The organism is Streptomyces sp. NPDC002669 (genome assembly GCF_042889165.1).
Lineage (GTDB): Bacteria > Actinomycetota > Actinomycetes > Streptomycetales > Streptomycetaceae > Streptomyces.
This window is the reverse complement of sequence record NZ_JBIAQQ010000008.1, coordinates 121,238-138,977: the sequence shown is the minus strand read 5'-3', so window position 1 is coordinate 138,977 and position 17,740 is coordinate 121,238. Positions and strand designations below refer to the sequence as shown.

At 69.9% G+C, this 17,740-nt stretch carries 15 protein-coding genes; 12 read left to right on the top strand and 3 right to left on the bottom strand.

Annotation, left to right across the window (positions count from 1 at the left end):
- Window positions 1-57: 57 nt before the first annotated feature.
- The 3 genes from ACFYW1_RS15085 to ACFYW1_RS15075 form a co-directional block, all read right to left on the bottom strand.
- On the bottom strand, window positions 58-1,509 hold the full coding sequence (locus ACFYW1_RS15085) for an acyltransferase (protein ID WP_388991650.1): 1,452 nt from the start codon (window positions 1,507-1,509) through the stop codon (window positions 58-60).
- A 138-nt stretch (window positions 1,510-1,647) separates the two neighbouring features.
- Window positions 1,648-2,874, bottom strand: coding sequence for an MFS transporter (locus ACFYW1_RS15080; protein WP_388991647.1), 1,227 nt, complete (start codon window positions 2,872-2,874; stop codon window positions 1,648-1,650).
- A gap of 282 nt (window positions 2,875-3,156) precedes the next feature.
- Window positions 3,157-3,978: a C40 family peptidase gene (locus ACFYW1_RS15075; RefSeq protein WP_388991644.1), complete on the bottom strand. Its 822-nt coding sequence runs from the start codon at window positions 3,976-3,978 to the stop codon at window positions 3,157-3,159.
- Window positions 3,979-4,815: 837 nt separating this feature from the next.
- On the opposite strand from ACFYW1_RS15075, the gene ACFYW1_RS15070 reads away from it, so the two are divergent.
- The 12 genes from ACFYW1_RS15070 (at window position 4,816) to nuoL (ending at window position 17,740) form a co-directional block, all read left to right on the top strand.
- Window positions 4,816-5,175: an NADH-quinone oxidoreductase subunit A gene (locus tag ACFYW1_RS15070; RefSeq protein WP_003992243.1), complete on the top strand. Its 360-nt coding sequence runs from the start codon at window positions 4,816-4,818 to the stop codon at window positions 5,173-5,175.
- Between the two features lie 18 nt (window positions 5,176-5,193).
- Complete coding sequence (locus ACFYW1_RS15065) at window positions 5,194-5,748, top strand: NADH-quinone oxidoreductase subunit B family protein (RefSeq protein ID WP_148838608.1); 555 nt, start codon at window positions 5,194-5,196, stop codon at window positions 5,746-5,748.
- A complete protein-coding gene (locus ACFYW1_RS15060) occupies window positions 5,745-6,470 on the top strand; it encodes an NADH-quinone oxidoreductase subunit C (protein WP_388991641.1) in 726 nt (241 codons plus the stop codon). Before ACFYW1_RS15065 ends, ACFYW1_RS15060 begins: the two co-directional genes overlap by 4 nt.
- Window positions 6,470-7,831: an NADH-quinone oxidoreductase subunit D gene (locus tag ACFYW1_RS15055; RefSeq protein ID WP_388991638.1), complete on the top strand. Its 1,362-nt coding sequence runs from the start codon at window positions 6,470-6,472 to the stop codon at window positions 7,829-7,831. The genes ACFYW1_RS15060 and ACFYW1_RS15055 overlap by 1 nt, the downstream gene beginning before the upstream one ends.
- A gap of 29 nt (window positions 7,832-7,860) precedes the next feature.
- Window positions 7,861-8,682 carry an NADH-quinone oxidoreductase subunit NuoE gene (gene nuoE / locus ACFYW1_RS15050; protein ID WP_388992131.1) on the top strand — a complete coding sequence of 274 codons (822 nt, stop codon included), beginning with the start codon at window positions 7,861-7,863 and terminating at the stop codon, window positions 8,680-8,682.
- Window positions 8,682-10,064 carry an NADH-quinone oxidoreductase subunit NuoF gene (gene nuoF / locus ACFYW1_RS15045; protein WP_388991635.1) on the top strand — a complete coding sequence of 461 codons (1,383 nt, stop codon included), beginning with the start codon at window positions 8,682-8,684 and terminating at the stop codon, window positions 10,062-10,064. Before nuoE ends, nuoF begins: the two co-directional genes overlap by 1 nt.
- A complete protein-coding gene (locus ACFYW1_RS15040; RefSeq protein WP_388991632.1) occupies window positions 10,061-12,592 on the top strand; it encodes an NADH-quinone oxidoreductase subunit G in 2,532 nt (843 codons plus the stop codon). Before nuoF ends, ACFYW1_RS15040 begins: the two co-directional genes overlap by 4 nt.
- A 62-nt stretch (window positions 12,593-12,654) precedes the next feature.
- Window positions 12,655-13,992, top strand: coding sequence for an NADH-quinone oxidoreductase subunit NuoH (nuoH, locus tag ACFYW1_RS15035; protein ID WP_388992127.1), 1,338 nt, complete (start codon window positions 12,655-12,657; stop codon window positions 13,990-13,992).
- Window positions 13,985-14,638 (top strand): NADH-quinone oxidoreductase subunit NuoI, encoded by a 654-nt coding sequence (nuoI, locus tag ACFYW1_RS15030; protein ID WP_388991629.1) that lies wholly within the window; start codon window positions 13,985-13,987, stop codon window positions 14,636-14,638. Before nuoH ends, nuoI begins: the two co-directional genes overlap by 8 nt.
- Window positions 14,635-15,486, top strand: coding sequence for an NADH-quinone oxidoreductase subunit J (locus ACFYW1_RS15025; protein ID WP_388991626.1), 852 nt, complete (start codon window positions 14,635-14,637; stop codon window positions 15,484-15,486). The genes nuoI and ACFYW1_RS15025 overlap by 4 nt, the downstream gene beginning before the upstream one ends.
- Entirely contained in the window at window positions 15,483-15,782 is a 300-nt protein-coding gene (gene nuoK, locus ACFYW1_RS15020; protein WP_362021207.1) for an NADH-quinone oxidoreductase subunit NuoK, read from the top strand. Before ACFYW1_RS15025 ends, nuoK begins: the two co-directional genes overlap by 4 nt.
- Before the next feature lie 14 nt (window positions 15,783-15,796).
- Entirely contained in the window at window positions 15,797-17,740 is a 1,944-nt protein-coding gene (gene nuoL, locus ACFYW1_RS15015) for an NADH-quinone oxidoreductase subunit L (protein ID WP_388991623.1), read from the top strand.

The following is a 17,740-nucleotide window of genomic DNA, read 5'->3' as shown; positions in this document are numbered from 1 at the left end:
GCGCGGGGGCCGGGCGGGGGAACCCCCGCCCGGCCCCCGCACCGGAGTGCGAGACCCTCACCCGCTGCCGTGCCGGGCGAGAACCCGGACCTCCTCGCCCCGGACCTCCCCGGTCCGGGCATGCTCATCCCCGGCGTTCCCGCCCCGGACCTCCTCGGTGCGGGCGCCCTCGCTCCCGGCATCCTCATGGCGCACACCCAGCTGAACGGGCACGAGGCGGGCGCCCTGTCCGGCCATGGCCGCCGGGGCGGTCCGCTCCCGTACGACGAGCAGTCCCGTCAGCACCAGGGCCACCCAGAGCACCGGAGCGAGCGGATTTCCGGGGGAGACGAATCCCTGGGCGGCGAGCCCGAGAAGGCCGCCGGCGGAAAGGACCGCGGCGAGAACGAGCTTGCCGAGTCCCATTTCCGATGCCGTACCGGAACGGCGACGGAATTCGAACCGGCCGAACGTCCTGGTGAAGCACATCAGGAATACTCCCGAAACGCCGACCCACAGCGGTGCCACCGCGAACCACATCGGGCTGCCGGGGACCGGTGTCGAGAATCCGAGTCCGACGATCGCGATTCCCGCCGTCATCACGAGCGCGGGCATGTGCCAGAGATACAGGGTCATGAACCGGGTTCCGCACCACCGCAGGACGGCGGCGGCCGACGGACGTGCGGCGAGCCGGGTGATGACGGGCCGGAGCGTCAGCCAGAGTCCGAGCTGGCCGACCGCCAGCGACAGCATCAGCGCGGTCGGAGGGCTCATGTTGGAGACCGGGGCGCCGGGCATTCCGATCATCGACGCCGGGTAGGGCCCGAAGAACACGGCGGCCGCGGTGAGGCCGAAGCCGGCCGCGGACAGCACAGCCGACGGCCATCCGCTCCGTACGCGCAGACCGCCGTCGGCGTAGTGGAAGCCGATCTGGTGGACCGCCAGCCAGACGAACAGGGCGTTCACGAAACCGATCGCGGGGCCGGCCTCGAAGCGCAGCACGTCGACGACCAGGGCGCAGGCGGCGAGTACGCCGACCACGCGCCACCCGTACCGGCGGTACCACCGGTACATCACCGGGGTGAGCGCGACCACGAGGACGTAGACGGCGAGGAACCAGAGCAGTTGACCGGCGATCCTGCCCGCCAGCAGCACCGGCTGCTCCGGCACCCCCGCGCCGATCAGCACATGGGGCAGCAGCAGCCATACGGCCGCCAGGGGCACGACCGGCACCAGGAGGCGCGCGATTCTGCTCCGGAGCCAGGCGCGCGTCGATTTCGTCGGCCGGAACGAGAAGAAATTGGCGGCGCCACCGGCGAAGAAAACCATGGGCATGACCTGAGTCAGCCAGGTGACGATCCACCAGCCGGGACTCGCGAGCGCATTTCCGGTGCTCAAGTGCCCGTTCTCGTAGGCGAGTACGGGCATGAGCCAGTGCTGGGAAACAACTGCCAGCACGCACAGTGCCCTGATGACATCTATGAATGGATCACGGCCGCGACCGGGTGAATGAGCCTGCGTCTGCTGCATACACACATCGTGCTGTCGGCAGAAGAATCGGGCAGTAAAGCGGCCCCCCGAATTCATCGGGGTGCCAGCACCGCATGCCGTGGTGGGGTTCTCCCCACCACGTACGGGGGCGGGCCACCGTGCCCGGGGCGGTGCGGTTCACCCCCGCGCCCGGACGCGGGGGCTCCCGGGGCGTGGCCCCGCCACGGCCGCCGCGATCACCGCGAGGGCCGCGGTCGCGCCGCCGAGCGTCATGACCGCCGACACGGAGACGTGGTCCAGTACGGCTCCGCCCGTCAGGGCACCGAGGGCGAAGGTCGCCTGGAAGGACGCGGTGAACAGGACGGACGCGGCTTCGGGCGCCTCGGGCGCGGCCCCGGCGAACCAGGTCTGCGAGCAGACCGGCACCGCACCGTAGGCCACTCCCCAGACGGCCAGCAGCGCGACGGCTCCGGCCGGCCGCCCGCCCAGGACCGGGAGCAGGGCGGCCGAGGCGGCGATCAGGCCCGCGGCGAGGGAGACCGCGAGGCGCGGGCGGCGCGTCACCAGTGCGCCGCCGACGAAGTTGCCGACGATCCCGGCGGCTCCGTAGACCAGCAGGAACACCGTGATCAGTGTCGGACCGGCGTGCGTGACCCGCTCCAGGAAGGGGGTGACGTAGGTGTACGTCGCGAAGTGGGCCAGAACGACGAGGAAGGTGAGGAGAAGGGCGAACCGGGTGCCGGGCCGGGCCAGTACCGTGCCCAGCAGGCGCGCGCGGGTGACCTGTGCGGGCGGCAGGGGCGGAACCACCAGGAGCATCAGGGCCAGTACGCCCACGCTCAGCGCCCCCATGACCACGAACGCCGTCCGCCAGCCGGCCAGGCCGCCGAGGAACGTACCGGCGGGGACGCCGAGCACGGAGCCCAGCGGGACGGCCGAGAAGATCACCGCTGTCGCCCGGCCGACCGATGCCGGGCGGACCAGCCGGCCCGCCAGTCCGGCGCCGATGGACCAGAAGCCGCCGATGGTGATCCCGACCATCACCCGGGAGACCAGGACGAGTCGGTAGTCGCTCGCGGCGGCGACGAGGAAGTCGGCCAGGGCCAGCAGGAGCATGAAGGCGCAGAGCATCACGCGCCGGTCGACCCGCGCCGTGGCCACCGTGACCACGGGGGCGGAGACGGCCGCGAGGAGTCCGGGCATGGTCATCATCAGGCCCGCCGTGCCGTCCGAGACGGCGAAGTCGGACCCGATCGAGGTCAGCAGGCCGATCGGCAGGATCTCGGTGGTGACGATCGAGAAGATGCCCAGCATGACGGAGACGACGGCGAGCCGGCCGCGCACGGGGGTGCGGGGAGGCGGGACGGTGCGTTCGGCGGGGGTGGTGGCCGTGGTGCCGGTCATGGCGGTGCCGTCCTGTGCTCGGTGACGCGGGGGCTGTTCGCCCCAGTTCACAAGCGGCGGTGCACGGTGTCCGGCAGGTTCACGACGTCGACGTCACCGGCCGGGGGTGATGTCGCGTACCCGCCGCAGGACCGCAGGACCGCAGCGCCGCAGGACCGTAGGACCGCAGCGCCGCGAACGGTGAAGGGCCGTCGCTCCCGAGCGGGGGAGCGACGGCCCTTCACCGTTTTCGTGCGTGCTGTTCCACGCGCGTTCCGACCGCGCCGCGAAGGCGCTTGTGAATCAGAGAACGCGGACCGCGCCCGACGGCGGGTCGTAGGACAGCGGGCGCTGCACCACACCGGTGCTGGAGTTCTGCGCACCGACGAACTCGCCGCCGCCCACGTAGATCCCGACGTGGTACGCGCTGCCCGCGCCGCCCCAGTACAGGATGTCGCCGGGCTGGAGGTTGCTCAGGGAGACCTGGGTGCCGGCGGTGGACTGGGCCTGCGAGACGCGCGGCAGGTCGATGCTGACCGAACGGAACGCGGCCTGGACGAGGCCGGAGCAGTCCCACGAGGAGGGGCCGGTGCCGCCGGACACGTACGCGTCGCCGATCTGGGCCTTCGCGAAGGCGATGACGGCCGCGGCCGAACCGGTCGCGTTCGACGACGAGTAGGACGGGGCGGAGGAGGACGAGGAGCCGGAGTTCGCGCTGAGCGTCGTGCGCTCGGCGGTGCGGGAGGCGCGCTCGGCTGCCTCCGCCTTGGCCTTGGCGGCCGCCTCGGCCTTCTTCTTCGCCTCCGCCTTGCGGACCGCCTCGGCCTTGGCCTTCTTGGCGTCCTTGGCGGCGCTGGCGGCCGCGGCGTCCTGCTGGGCCTGCGTCTGCAGGTCCTGGGCGACCTGCTGCGTGGCCTGGGCGGACGCGGCGACGGCGGTGGAGAGCCCGGAGGTGATGGTGGGCATCTCGATGGTCTGGGTCACCGGCTCGGCCTGGGCCGGACCGGCAGCGCCTGCGACCGCGATGGTGCTGAGGACGCCACCGGCAACTCCGGCCCGCAGCGCCGTCTTGGGGGCGTTTCGGCGGGGCTTCCGGTGGCTGGGTATGTGAGCGGTGTGGGACATGAGTACTAGCGCTATCAGGCCCCGGGGCTCCCATCAAGAAACGTGTGTTGCGACACAGTTACGTACGGAATCTGTGAATCCGCTTTCCGGTGGCCCTTATTGACGCCGTAACGGACAAAGCGGGCATGAGTGATCACGGCTGTGATCACGGGCTTTCGGTAATACGTCCGAATTGCCCGCCGCCTACCATCCGTTCACGCCGATGGCCAAGCCCGCTTTTGTCGGGGCCTTGACGGTGTGACGCAGGTCACGTGTCAGTCCCGGTGTGGCTCCCGCGCGCGCGACGGACCCTCAGGGCGGCGCCGGGTGACGGGCGATGTCCCGTTCGCTCCGAAAATCGCACATGCTCATATGTGTCCACTTCGCGCCTTTGTGATCCCTCGCTCGGGTGAGGTCGGGTGCCCCGGCCGGAGGGCGAGGATCCCGGATCGCCGGAGCGGGTCCGGCCGGGACCGAAGGGGACCGGATCGGGGTCGTAGATCGTCGGGCTCCTCTATCACCCCGGGCCGTCCAGCTCCAATTTGCTTGGCAGGGCCATCTCTTGATAGTGCGACACCCATTTGACCAGCGGTAACAGCATCAGATGTCACGTCTCGTGATCACTCGACCGCTTCACGTGTGAAGATCACCGCTCATCCGACTTCATGATCCTTCGTCAGGTGGTGGAGATCACAAAGACGTTGCTGTACCCCGTGTCGCAGATCACAGGACGACGGGCATAGGATGCGGGGCAGTCGGGCTTGTGAACTGCCTCACATGTGCACGATCTTGCTGGGGTGGTGAGCCGGTCGCCCGATGCGGTCCAACGGTCAAGGACGACTGGAAGGAGCGAGGAGCGTGAATGCCTACGCGCCCATCCTCGTGCTCGGCGCCCTCGGGGCAGGGTTTGCGATCTTCTCCGTGGTCATGGCCACGCTTATCGGCCCCAAGCGGTACAACCGGGCGAAGCTCGAAGCGTACGAGTGCGGCATCGAGCCCACTCCGACACCGGCCGGAGGCGGCCGCTTCCCCATCAAGTACTACCTGACGGCGATGCTCTTCATCGTCTTCGACATCGAGATCGTCTTCCTCTATCCCTGGGCGGTCACCTTCGACGCCCTGGGGATCTTCGGGCTCGTGGAGATGCTGCTCTTCGTGCTCACCGTCTTCGTCGCCTACGCGTACGTATGGCGTCGCGGCGGCCTGGAATGGGACTGAGGGGCTGAGGGGCACACCATGGGACTCGAAGAGAAGCTGCCCAGCGGCTTCGTGCTGACCACTGTCGAGCAGGCCGCCGGCTGGGTACGGAAGTCCTCCGTCTTCCCCGCCACCTTCGGCCTCGCCTGCTGCGCCATCGAGATGATGACGACCGGAGCCGGGCGTTACGACCTGGCCCGTTTCGGGATGGAGGTCTTCCGCGGATCGCCGCGGCAGGCGGATCTGATGATCGTGGCAGGACGGGTCAGCCAGAAGATGGCTCCCGTCCTGCGGCAGGTCTACGACCAGATGCCCAACCCCAAGTGGGTGATCTCCATGGGGGTTTGCGCATCATCGGGCGGAATGTTCAACAATTACGCCATTGTTCAGGGTGTTGATCACATTGTTCCGGTTGACATCTATTTGCCGGGTTGTCCGCCGCGGCCCGAGATGCTGATGGACGCGATCCTCAAGCTCCACCAGAAGATCCAGGGCTCCAAGCTCGGGGTCAACGCGCAGGAGGCCGCCCACGAGGCGGAGGAAGCGGCCCTCAAGGCACTGCCCCTGATCGACATGAAGGGGCTGCTGCGATGAGCGAGAGCCACAACCACGAGGAGCGCGACGGCAACGGCGTGCCCGCCCCGCGCGGCGAGGGCGGCGAGGTCATCGGCGTACGCAGGGGCATGTTCGGCGCCGACAACGGCGGCGACACCTCCGGCTACGGCGGCCTCGTCCGCACGGTGGCCCTGCCGGGCGCCGCCTCCCGGCCGTACGGCGGCTGGTTCGACGAGGTCGCGGACGAACTCGAAGGGGCCCTGGAGGAGCAGGACCTGCTGCCCGCCAACGCCATCGAGAAGACCGTCGTCGACCGCGGCGAGCTCACCTTCCACATCGCCCGCGAACACCTCGTCCAGGTCGCCCGCACCCTGCGCGACGACCCGGCACTGCGCTTCGAGCTCTGCACGGGCGTGAGCGGCGTCCACTACCCCGGCGACAAGGGCCGGGAGCTGCACGCCGTCTACCACCTGCGCTCGATCACGCACGGCCGGCTGGTCCGGCTGGAGGTGTCGGCCCCGGACAGCGACCCGCACGTCCCGTCCCTCGTCCCGGTCTACCCGACCAACGACTGGCACGAGCGCGAGACCTACGACTTCTTCGGGCTCGTCTTCGACGGGCACCCCGCCCTCACCCGGATCATGATGCCGGACGACTGGCAGGGCTTCCCGCAGCGCAAGGACTACCCGCTCGGCGGCATCGCCGTCGAGTACAAGGGCGCCCAGATCCCGGCTCCGGACCAGCGGAGGTCGTACTCCTGATGTCTACTCCCCACCCCCACCGCACCGCGTCGGAACCCTCCGGGACGCCCCTCTCGGACGCCCGCGACACGACCGAGGGGACTGTATATACAGTCACCGGCGGCGACTGGGACGAGGTCGTCCAGTCCGCGGCCAAGTCCGACGACGAGCGCATCATCGTCAACATGGGTCCCCAGCACCCGTCCACGCACGGGGTGCTGCGGCTGATCCTGGAGATCGACGGCGAGACCGTCACCGAGGCCCGCTGCGGCATCGGCTACCTCCACACCGGCATCGAGAAGAACCTCGAATTCCGGAACTGGACCCAGGGCACCACCTTCGTCACGCGCATGGACTACCTGACGCCGTTCTACAACGAGGCGGCGTACTGCCTGGGGGTCGAGAAGCTCCTCGGCATCGAGGACCAGATCCCCGACCGGGCCAGCGTCCTGCGCGTGCTGCTGATGGAGCTCAACCGGATCTCCTCGCACCTGGTGTGCATCGCCACCGGCGGCATGGAACTCGGCGCCACCACGATCATGATCTACGGCTTCCGCGATCGTGAACTCGTTCTCGACCTCTTCGAGCTGATCACCGGCCTGCGCATGAACCACGCGTTCATCCGGCCCGGCGGACTCGCCCAGGACCTGCCGCCCGGCGCGGTCGACCAGCTGCGCGAGTTCGTGAAGACCATGAAGAAGAACCTGCCGGAGTACGACAAGCTCGCCACCGGCAACCCCATCTTCAAGGCCCGCATGCAGGACGTCGGCTACCTCGACCTGACCGGCTGCATGGCGCTCGGCGTCACCGGCCCGATGCTGCGCTCCGCCGGACTCCCGCACGACCTGCGCAAGACCGACCCCTACTGCGGGTACGAGAACTACGAGTTCGACGTCCCCACCGCCGACAGCTGCGACGCCTACGGCCGCTTCCTCATCCGCCTGGAGGAGATGCGCCAGTCGCTGCGGATCGTCGAGCAGTGCATCGACCGGCTCGCCCCCGGGCCGGTGATGGTCGCCGACAAGAAGATCGCCTGGCCGGCCCAGCTCGCGCTCGGCCCGGACGGTCTGGGCAACTCGCTCGACCACATCAAGAAGATCATGGGCACCTCCATGGAGGCCCTGATCCACCACTTCAAGCTGGTGACCGAGGGCTTCCGGGTCCCGGCCGGGCAGGCGTACACCGCCGTCGAGTCCCCCAAGGGCGAGCTCGGCGTGCACGTCGTCTCGGACGGCGGCACCCGCCCCTACCGGGTCCACTTCCGCGACCCGTCCTTCACCAACCTCCAGGCCATGGCGGCGATGTGCGAGGGCGGCCAGGTCGCCGACGTCATCGTCGCCGTCGCGTCCATCGACCCCGTGATGGGAGGCGTCGACCGGTGACCGAAGCACGTCAGGAAGTCAGTCTGGGGATGCCGCAGCTCCCCGCCCCCGCCTACCCGGCCGAGGTGCGCGCCAGGCTCGAAGCGGACGCGGAGGAGGTGATCGCCCGCTACCCCGACAGCCGCTCCGCCCTGCTGCCCCTGCTGCACCTGGTGCAGTCCGAGGAGGGGTACGTCTCCCGCACCGGCATGGCGTTCTGCGCGGACGTGCTCGGCCTCACCACCGCCGAGGTCACCGCCGTCGCCACCTTCTACACGATGTACCGGCGCAGGCCCAGTGGCGACTACCAGGTCGGTGTCTGCACCAACACCCTGTGCGCGGTGATGGGCGGCGACGCCATCTTCGACCGGCTCAAGGAACACCTCGGCGTCGGCAATGACGAGACCACCGAGGACGGGAAGATTACCCTTGAACACATCGAGTGCAACGCGGCCTGCGACTTCGCCCCCGTGGTCATGGTCAACTGGGAGTTCTTCGACAACCAGACGCCCGAGAGCGCGACCCGCCTGGTCGACGACCTGATCGCCGGGCGCACCGTCGAACCCACCCGTGGCGCCCCGCTGTGCTCCTACAAGGAGACCGCCCGCATCCTGGCCGGCTTCCCCGACGAGCGCCCCGGCGCCGTCGAGGCGTCCGGCGGCGCGGGCCCCGCCTCGCTGACCGGCCTCCGGCTCGCCAGGGGCGAGGAGCCGCACCCGCGCGTCGTCGCCCCGCGCGGCGAACGCCCCACCGGCGCCCAGCCCCACGACCCGTCGCCGTCCGAGCACCTCAGCTCGCACGACGCACCGCAGCAGACCTCGGCCTCCGACCCGGACCACCCGGCCGGCCCGACCGCCGAGGAGGGGGAGTGATGACGTTGGCGACCGAGATCAACGACAACGGAAGCGGCCACGGAAGCGGGGAGAGCCCCGAGAAACTGCTCGCCCCCGTCCTCTCCGCCTTCTGGGACGAACCCGAGTCCTGGACCCTGGAGACCTACCGGCGCCACGAGGGCTACGAGGGACTGCGCAAGGCCCTCGCCATGGCACCGGACGACCTCATCGCCTACGTCAAGGACTCCGGCCTGCGCGGCCGCGGCGGCGCGGGCTTCCCCACCGGGATGAAGTGGCAGTTCATCCCGCAGGGCGACGGCAAGCCCCACTACCTGGTGGTCAACGCCGACGAGTCGGAGCCGGGCACCTGCAAGGACATCCCGCTCCTGTTCGCCAACCCGCACAGCCTCATCGAGGGCATCGTGATCGCCTGCTACGCGATCCGCTCCTCGCACGCCTTCATCTACCTGCGCGGCGAGGTCGTCCCCGTACTGCGGCGACTGCACGAGGCCGTGCGCGAGGCGTACGCGGCGGGCTTCCTCGGGAAGGACATCCTGGGCTCCGGGCTCGACCTGGAACTCACCGTGCACGCGGGCGCCGGCGCGTACATCTGCGGTGAGGAGACCGCACTGCTCGACTCGCTCGAAGGGCGCCGCGGCCAGCCCCGGCTGCGCCCCCCCTTCCCCGCGGTCGCCGGTCTGTACGCCTGCCCCACCGTGGTGAACAACGTCGAATCCATCGCCTCGGTTCCCGCGATCCTGAACAAGGGCAAGGACTGGTTCAAGTCGATGGGCAGCGAGAAGTCACCCGGCTTCACGCTGTACTCGCTCAGCGGACACGTCGCGAGCCCGGGCCAGTACGAGGCCCCGCTCGGCATCACGCTGCGCCAGCTGCTCGACATGAGCGGCGGCATGCGCCCCGGGCACCGGCTGAAGTTCTGGACCCCGGGCGGCTCGTCCACCCCGATGTTCACCGACGAACACCTCGACGTCCCGCTCGACTACGAGGGCGTCGGCGCCGCCGGTTCCATGCTCGGCACCAAGGCGCTCCAGTGCTTCGACGAGACCACCTGCGTCGTGCGCGCCGTCACCCGCTGGACCGAGTTCTACGCCCACGAGTCCTGCGGCAAGTGCACGCCCTGCCGCGAGGGCACGTACTGGCTCGTCCAGCTGCTGCGCGACATCGAGGCGGGCAAGGGCCGGATGGACGACCTCGACAAGCTGAACGACATCGCCGACAACATCAACGGCAAGTCCTTCTGCGCCCTCGGCGACGGCGCCGCCTCGCCGATCTTCTCCTCGCTGAAGTACTTCCGCGAGGAGTACGAGCAGCACATCACGGGCAAGGGCTGCCCCTTCGATCCCGCCAAATCGACCCTCTGGGCCGACGACAAGAACGCTCACCAGGGGGTGAACGCATGACAGTCACCACGAGTGCGCCCTCCGGGGGCGGCGAGGCGGCCATCCCGCCCGAGGACCTGGTCACGCTGACCATCGACGGCATCGAGATCAGCGTGCCCAAGGGCACCCTGGTCATCCGGGCCGCCGAACTCCTCGGCATCGAGATCCCGCGCTTCTGCGACCACCCGCTCCTCGACCCGGCCGGCGCCTGCCGCCAGTGCATCGTCGAGGTCGAGGGCCAGCGCAAGCCGATGGCGTCCTGCACCATCACCTGCACCGACGGCATGGTGGTGCGGTCGCAGCTGACCTCGCCCGTCGCCGAGAAGGCGCAGAAGGGTGTGATGGAGCTGCTGCTCATCAACCACCCGCTGGACTGCCCGGTCTGCGACAAGGGCGGCGAGTGCCCGCTGCAGAACCAGGCGATGTCGCACGGCGACGCGGACTCCCGCTTCGAGGGGAAGAAGCGCACCTACGAGAAGCCCGTCCCGATCTCCACCCAGGTGCTGCTGGACCGCGAACGCTGCGTGCTCTGCGCGCGCTGCACCCGGTTCTCCAACCAGGTGGCGGGCGACCCGATGATCGAGCTGATCGAGCGCGGCGCGCTCCAGCAGGTCGGCACCGGCGAGGGCGACCCGTTCCAGTCGTACTTCTCCGGGAACACCATCCAGATCTGCCCGGTCGGGGCGTTGACCTCGGCGGCGTACCGGTTCCGTTCCCGGCCCTTCGACCTGGTCTCCTCGCCGTCGGTGTGCGAGCACTGCGCGGGCGGCTGCGCCACCCGCACCGACCACCGGCGCGGCAAGGTCATGCGGCGGCTCGCCGCCGACGACCCCGAGGTCAACGAGGAGTGGATCTGCGACAAGGGCCGCTTCGCCTTCCGCTACGCCCAGCAGCGCGACCGGCTCACCACCCCGCTGGTGCGCAACGCGGACGGCGTCCTGGAACCGGCGAGCTGGCCCGAGGCCCTGGCCGCCGCAGCCACCGGACTGGCCGCCGCGCGCGGCCGGACGGGCGTGCTCACCGGCGGCCGGCTGACCGTCGAGGACGCCTACGCGTACGGCAAGTTCGCCCGGGTCGTGCTGGACACCAACGACGTCGACTTCCGGGCCCGCGCGCACAGCGGCGAGGAGGCCGACTTCCTGGCCGCCCGCGTCGCCGGACGCGGCCGGGACCTGGACGGCACCGGGGTCACGTACACCTCGCTGGAGAAGGCCCCGACGGTGCTGCTGGTCGGCTTCGAGTCGGAGGAGGAGGCGCCCGGCGTCTTCCTGCGGCTGCGCAAGGCGATGCGCAAGCACGGACAGCGCACCTTCGCCATCGCCTCGCACGCCACCCGGGGCCTGGAGAAGGCGGGCGGCACGCTGCTTCCCGCCGCTCCCGGCACCGAGACCGAATGGCTGGACGCGATCGCGGGCGGCGTCGGCCTCGAAGGCGACGGAGCCGTGGCGGCCGAGGCGCTGCGCGGCGAGGGCTCCCTGATCGTGGTCGGCGAGCGGCTCGCCGCGGTGCCCGGCGCCCTGACCGCCGCGGTACGGACCGCCACCGCGACCGGGGCCGGACTGGTGTGGATCCCGCGCCGGGCCGGTGAGCGCGGCGCCGTGGAGGCGGGCGCGCTGCCGTCGCTGCTGCCCGGCGGCCGCCCGGCGACCGACCCGCGGGCCCGGGACGAGGTGGCGGCCGTCTGGGGCGTCGCCGAACTCCCTTCCCGCTTCGGCCGCGACACCGGCCAGATCGTGGAGGCCGCGGCCACCGGCGAACTGGGCGCGCTGCTCGTCGCCGGGGTCGAGCCGAGGGACCTGCCGGACCCGGCACGGGCCCTGGAGGCGCTCGACGAGGTCGGCTTCCTGGTCTCGCTGGAGCTGCGGCCGAGCGAGGTCACCGAACGCGCCGACGTGGTCCTCCCGGTCGCCGCTGCGGCCGAGAAGTCCGGCACCTTCCTCAACTGGGAGGGTCGGGCGCGGATGTTCGAGGCGGCGCTGAAGCCCGAGCAGATGACACGCACCCTCGCGCCGACCGACGCCCGGGTGCTGCACATGCTGGCCGACGCCCTGGCCGGGGTCACGGACGCCGAGGGGCCGGCCCGCTTCGCGCTGCCGGACCTGCGGTCCGTGCGCCGTGAGCTGGACCGGCTCGGCGGCTGGACCGGCGCGCACGCCGACGACCCGAACGAGACGGCGCGACCGCTGCCCCGGCCCGGCACCGGCGAGGCGGTCCTCGCGGGCCACCGGATGCTGCTCGACCTGGGCCGGCTCCAGGAGGGCGACGAGGCCCTGGCCGGCACCCGGCACGCCGCGGTCGCCCGGCTTTCCGCCGCCACCGCGGCCGAGACGGGCGTCAAGGACGGCGACCTGCTGGCCGTCACCGGCCCCACGGGCGTCGTCGAGCTCCCGCTGAAGGTCACCGACATGCCGGACCGGGTGGTCTGGGTGCCGCTGAACTCCGTCGGGCGGGGCGTCCCGGCCGACACCGGCGCCCGGCCCGGCGGCCTGGTCCGGATCGGCCCCGCCGCGCCGGGCTCCCACGACATCGCATCGGAGGTGGGGGCGTGAGTGCCTTCGCTGAACTGGCCGCGGCGCCGCACGGTGCCGTACTCGCCGCCGAGGACCTGTCGATGTTCGGCACCGACCCGTGGTGGCTCGTCGGCATCAAGGCGGTGTTCTGCTTCGCGTTCCTGATGGTGACGGTGCTCTTCTCCATCGTGTGGGAGCGCAAGGTCGTCGCCTGGATGCAGCTGCGCATCGGCCCCAACCGGAACGGGCCCTGGGGCCTGCTCCAGTCGCTGGCCGACGGCGTGAAGCTGATGCTGAAGGAAGACGTCATCGTCAAGCGTGCCGACAAGGTCGTGTACGTGCTCGCGCCGATCGTCGCCGCCATCCCGGCGTTCATGGCGATCGCCGTGATCCCGTTCGGCCCGTCCGGCAACGAGGTCTCGATCTTCGGGCACCGCACGACGATGCAGCTCACCGACCTGCCGATCGCGATGCTCTACATCCTCGCGGTCGCCTCGGTCGGGATCTACGGCATCGTGCTGGCGGGCTGGTCGTCCGGATCGACGTACCCGCTCCTGGGCGGTCTGCGCTCCTGCGCGCAGATGATCAGCTACGAGATCGCGATGGGGGCCGCGTTCGCCTCGGTCTTCCTCTACTCCGGGTCGATGTCGACCTCGAAGATCGTGGAGGCGCAGGAGGACCGCTGGTTCATCCTGCTGCTGCCGGTCTCCTTCATCATCTACATCGTCACGATGGTCGGCGAGACCAACCGGGCCCCGTTCGACATGCCGGAGTCCGAGGGCGACCTGGTCGGCGGCTTCAACACCGAGTACTCGTCGATCAAGTTCGCGATGTTCATGCTCGCCGAGTACGTGAACATGGTGACGGTCTCCGCGGTGTCGGTGACCCTCTTCCTGGGCGGCTGGCGGGCCCCGTGGCCGATCAGCACCTTCTGGGAGGGCGCGAACCACGGCTGGTGGCCGATGCTCTGGTTCGTCATCAAGGTCCAGCTGCTGCTGTTCTTCTTCATCTGGCTGCGCGGCACGCTGCCCCGGGTCCGCTACGACCAGCTGATGAAGCTCGGCTGGAAGGTCCTGATCCCGGTCTCCGTGCTCTGGCTGATGATGGTCGCCACCGTGCGGGCGCTGAGCAACGAGGGCTACGACTTCTCCCGGATCGTGCTGTACGTGGCGGGCACGGTGCTCGCGATCCTGCTGATCTCCTTCGTCGTCGACGTCTTCCGCGACAAGAAGGTCCGGGCGGAGGCCGAGAAGGCGGGCCCGGAGCCGGAGTTCGATCCGATGGCGGGCGGATTCCCCGTACCGCCGCTGCCGGGCCAGACCCTGCCGCCGGTGCCGCGCCGCAGGCCGCGGGGCGAGCGGGAGCTCGTTGTCAGTGGCGGGTCGGATACTCAGAGTGAAGAACACGCGAGTGACGGAAAGGAGGCGGACGGTGTCTGAGTCATCAGAGTCCTCGGGATCTTCGAAGTCCCCGGAATCCTCCGAGAAGTTCCAGAACCCCGTCGCCGGCTTCGGCGTGACCTTCAAGGCCATGTTCAAGAAGCGGCTGACCGAGCAGTACCCGGAGACGCCGAAGGTGACGGCGCCGCGCTTCCACGGCCGGCACCAGCTCAACCGCCACCCGGACGGCCTGGAGAAGTGCGTCGGCTGCGAGCTGTGCGCCTGGGCCTGCCCGGCGGACGCGATCTACGTGGAGGGCGCGGACAACACCGACGAGGAGCGCTACTCCCCGGGCGAGCGCTACGGACGCGTCTACCAGATCAATTACGCGCGCTGCATTCTCTGCGGGCTGTGCATCGAGGCGTGCCCCACCCGGGCGCTCACGATGACCAACGAGTTCGAGCTCGCCAACACCACCCGCGAGAGCCTCATCTACACCAAGGACGAGCTCCTCGCGGGCCTGGAGGAGGGCATGGTCGACACCCCGCACGCGATCTACCCGGGGATGGACGAGCAGGACTACTACCGGGGCCTGGTCTCCGGCGCCGCCCCCGGCACGGAGCGTCAGACCGCGGTCTCCAAGGGCGAGAAGCCCTCGGACGACGCCCACGAGAGCAACGGCTCGGCGCGGGAGGTGGACGCATGACCGCCCTGGCCGCCGCGGCCTCGACCGGCGAGGCCGTCCAGTTCTGGGTGCTGGGCGTCGTCGCCGTGATCGGCGCGCTGTCCACCGTACTGATGAAGAAGGCCGTGCACAGCGCGCTGAGCCTCGCCGGGACCATGATCGTCCTGGCGGTGTTCTACCTCGCCAACGGCGCGTACTTCCTGGGCATCGTCCAGATCGTCGTCTACACCGGCGCGATCATGATGCTGTTCCTCTTCGTGGTCATGCTCGTCGGCGTCACCGCGGCCGACTCGCTGAAGGAGACCCTCAAGGGGCAGCGCTGGCTGGCCGCGGGCTGCGGCCTCGGCTTCGGCGTCCTGCTGATCGCGGGCATCGGCAACGCCTCGCTGAACAGCTTCAACGGACTGGGCGCCGCCAACACCGCGCACGGCGGGAACGTGGAGGGGCTGGCCAGCCTCATCTTCACCAAGTACGTCTTCGCCTTCGAGATCACCGGCGCCCTGCTGATCACGGCCACGGTCGGCGCGATGGTGCTCACCCACCGGGAGCGCACCGAGCGGGCCAGGACCCAGCGGGAGCTGTCCGAGGAGCGGGTGCGCGGCACGCAGCTGCCGCCGCTGCCCGCGCCCGGTGTGTACGCCCGGCACAACGCCGTGGACATCCCGGGGCTGCTCCCGGACGGCACCCCGGCCGATCTCACCGTCATGCGCACGCTGCGCGACCGCGGTCAGATCCGCGACGTGTCGCACGAGTCGCTGGACCGGCTCAAGGCGCTGGAGCAGCGCTCCGGCGAGCGGCTCGGCCGGACCGCCGAGCCCGGCCGCACCGGTGAATCCGACCGGGCCGACGAAGAGGAGGTCGCCAAGTGAATCCGGTCAACTACCTCTATCTCGCCGCCCTGTTGTTCACGATCGGCGCGTCCGGTGTGCTGATCCGGCGGAACGCGATCGTGCTGTTCATGTGCGTGGAGCTGATGCTCAACGCCTGCAACCTCGCGCTCGTGACCTTCTCCCGGATGCACGGCAATCTCGACGGCCAGATCATCGCCTTCTTCACGATGGTCGTCGCCGCCGCGGAGGTCGTGGTGGGGCTCGCGATCATCGTGTCGGTGTTCCGTTCCCGCCACTCGGCCTCGGTCGACGACGCCGGCCTGATGAAGCTGTAAGGGGACGTTGAATCGTGGAGAATCTGATTGCGCTGCTCGTCGCGGCGCCTCTGCTCGGAGCGGCGGTCCTGCTCTGCGGCGGCCGGCGGCTGGACCGCGCCGGACACTGGCTCGGCACCCTGCTCGCCGCCGCCTCGTTCGTCATCGGCGTGGTGCTCTTCCTCGACCTGCTGGGGAAGGGCGCCGAGGACCGGACGCTGCACCAGAAGCTGTTCAGCTGGGTTCCGGTCGAGGGCTTCCAGGCCGACGTGGCCTTCCAGCTCGACCAGCTGTCGATGACGTTCGTGCTGCTGATCACCGGTGTGGGCACCCTGATCCACATCTACTCGATCGGCTACATGGAGCACGACGAGCGCCGTCGCCGCTTCTTCGGCTATCTGAACCTGTTCCTCGCGGCGATGCTGCTGCTGGTCCTCGCCGACAACTACCTGCTGCTGTACGCCGGGTGGGAGGGCGTCGGCCTGGCGTCGTACCTGCTGATCGGCTTCTGGCAGCACAAGCCCAGCGCGGCCACGGCCGCCAAGAAGGCGTTCCTGGTCAACCGCGTCGGCGACATGGGCCTGTCGATCGCGATCATGCTGATGTTCACCACCTTCGGCACCTTCGCCTTCGGCCCGGTCCTCGAAGCGACCGGGGAGACCGGCGAGGGCAAGCTGACGGCGATCGGCCTGATGCTGCTGCTCGCGGCCTGCGGCAAGTCGGCCCAGGTGCCGCTGCAGTCCTGGCTCGGTGACGCGATGGAGGGCCCGACCCCGGTCTCGGCCCTCATCCACGCCGCGACGATGGTGACCGCGGGCGTGTACCTGATCGTCAGGTCCGGCGCGATCTTCAACGCCGCGCCGGACGCACAGCTGGTCGTCGTGATCGTCGGAGCGGTCACGCTGCTCTTCGGTGCGATCGTCGGTTGTGCGAAGGACGACATCAAGAAGGCCCTCGCCGGGTCGACGATGTCGCAGATCGGCTACATGATCCTGGCCGCCGGGCTCGGCCCGATCGGCTACGTCTTCGCGATCATGCACCTGGTGACGCACGGCTTCTTCAAGGCCGGGCTCTTCCTCGGCGCCGGTTCGGTCATGCACGGCATGAACGACGAGGTGGACATGCGGAAGTTCGGCGGCCTGCGCAAGTACATGCCGGTCACCTTCGTCACCTTCGGCCTCGGCTACCTGGCGATCATCGGCTTCCCCGGACTGTCCGGCTTCTTCTCCAAGGACAAGATCATCGAGGCGGCCTTCGCCAAGGGCGGCACCGAGGGCTGGATCCTCGGCGCGGTGACCCTGCTGGGCGCCGCGATCACCGCGTTCTACATGACGCGCGTGATGCTGATGACGTTCTTCGGCGAGGAGCGGTGGCGGACATCGACCCCCTCGCCCGCCGAGCCGGACGTCGAGCCGGCGGCCGAGACCCGCGGTGAACACACCGAGCCCCACCCGCACGAGTCCCCGAAGTCGATGACCATCCCCATGATCGTCCTCGCGTTCGGCTCGGTCTTCGCCGGAGGCTTCTTCTCCATCGGCGACCGCTTCCTGAACTGGCTGGAGCCGGTCACCGGCCACCGCCACGGCCACGCGCCGGTCAGCGCCACGACGGTCACCGCCGCGACGATGGTGGTGCTCGTCATCGGCGTCGCCATCGCCTGGGCGATGTACGGACGCAAGCCCGTGCCGGTCGTCGCCCCGCGCGGCTCGCTGCTCACCCGGGCCGCCCGCCGCGATCTCCTCCAGGACGACTTCAACCACGTGGTCCTGGTCCGCGGCGGCGAGCACCTCACCCGCTCCCTGGTGTACGTCGACCACACCCTGGTCGACGGCGTCGTCAACGGCACGGCCGCCTCGATGGGCGGGCTCTCCGGCCGGCTGCGCAAGCTGCAGAACGGCTACGCCCGCTCCTACGCGGTCTCGATGTTCGGCGGTACGGCGATCGTCATCGCCGCGACCCTGCTGATGAGGGCGGTCTGA

Excerpts from the sequence above, each read along its gene's own strand:
- ACFYW1_RS15085 (WP_388991650.1), bottom strand. The coding sequence starts at position 1,509 with ATGCAGCAGACGCAGGCTCATTCACCCGGTCGCGGCCGTGATCCATTC.
- ACFYW1_RS15080 (WP_388991647.1), bottom strand. The coding sequence starts at position 2,874 with ATGACCGGCACCACGGCCACCACCCCCGCCGAACGCACCGTCCCGCCT.
- ACFYW1_RS15075 (WP_388991644.1), bottom strand. The coding sequence starts at position 3,978 with ATGTCCCACACCGCTCACATACCCAGCCACCGGAAGCCCCGCCGAAAC.
- ACFYW1_RS15065 (WP_148838608.1), top strand. The coding sequence starts at position 5,194 with ATGGGACTCGAAGAGAAGCTGCCCAGCGGCTTCGTGCTGACCACTGTC.
- ACFYW1_RS15060 (WP_388991641.1), top strand. The coding sequence starts at position 5,745 with ATGAGCGAGAGCCACAACCACGAGGAGCGCGACGGCAACGGCGTGCCC.
- ACFYW1_RS15055 (WP_388991638.1), top strand. The coding sequence starts at position 6,470 with ATGTCTACTCCCCACCCCCACCGCACCGCGTCGGAACCCTCCGGGACG.
- nuoE (WP_388992131.1), top strand. The coding sequence starts at position 7,861 with ATGCCGCAGCTCCCCGCCCCCGCCTACCCGGCCGAGGTGCGCGCCAGG.
- nuoF (WP_388991635.1), top strand. The coding sequence starts at position 8,682 with ATGACGTTGGCGACCGAGATCAACGACAACGGAAGCGGCCACGGAAGC.
- ACFYW1_RS15040 (WP_388991632.1), top strand. The coding sequence starts at position 10,061 with ATGACAGTCACCACGAGTGCGCCCTCCGGGGGCGGCGAGGCGGCCATC.
- nuoH (WP_388992127.1), top strand. The coding sequence starts at position 12,655 with ATGTTCGGCACCGACCCGTGGTGGCTCGTCGGCATCAAGGCGGTGTTC.
- ACFYW1_RS15025 (WP_388991626.1), top strand. The coding sequence starts at position 14,635 with ATGACCGCCCTGGCCGCCGCGGCCTCGACCGGCGAGGCCGTCCAGTTC.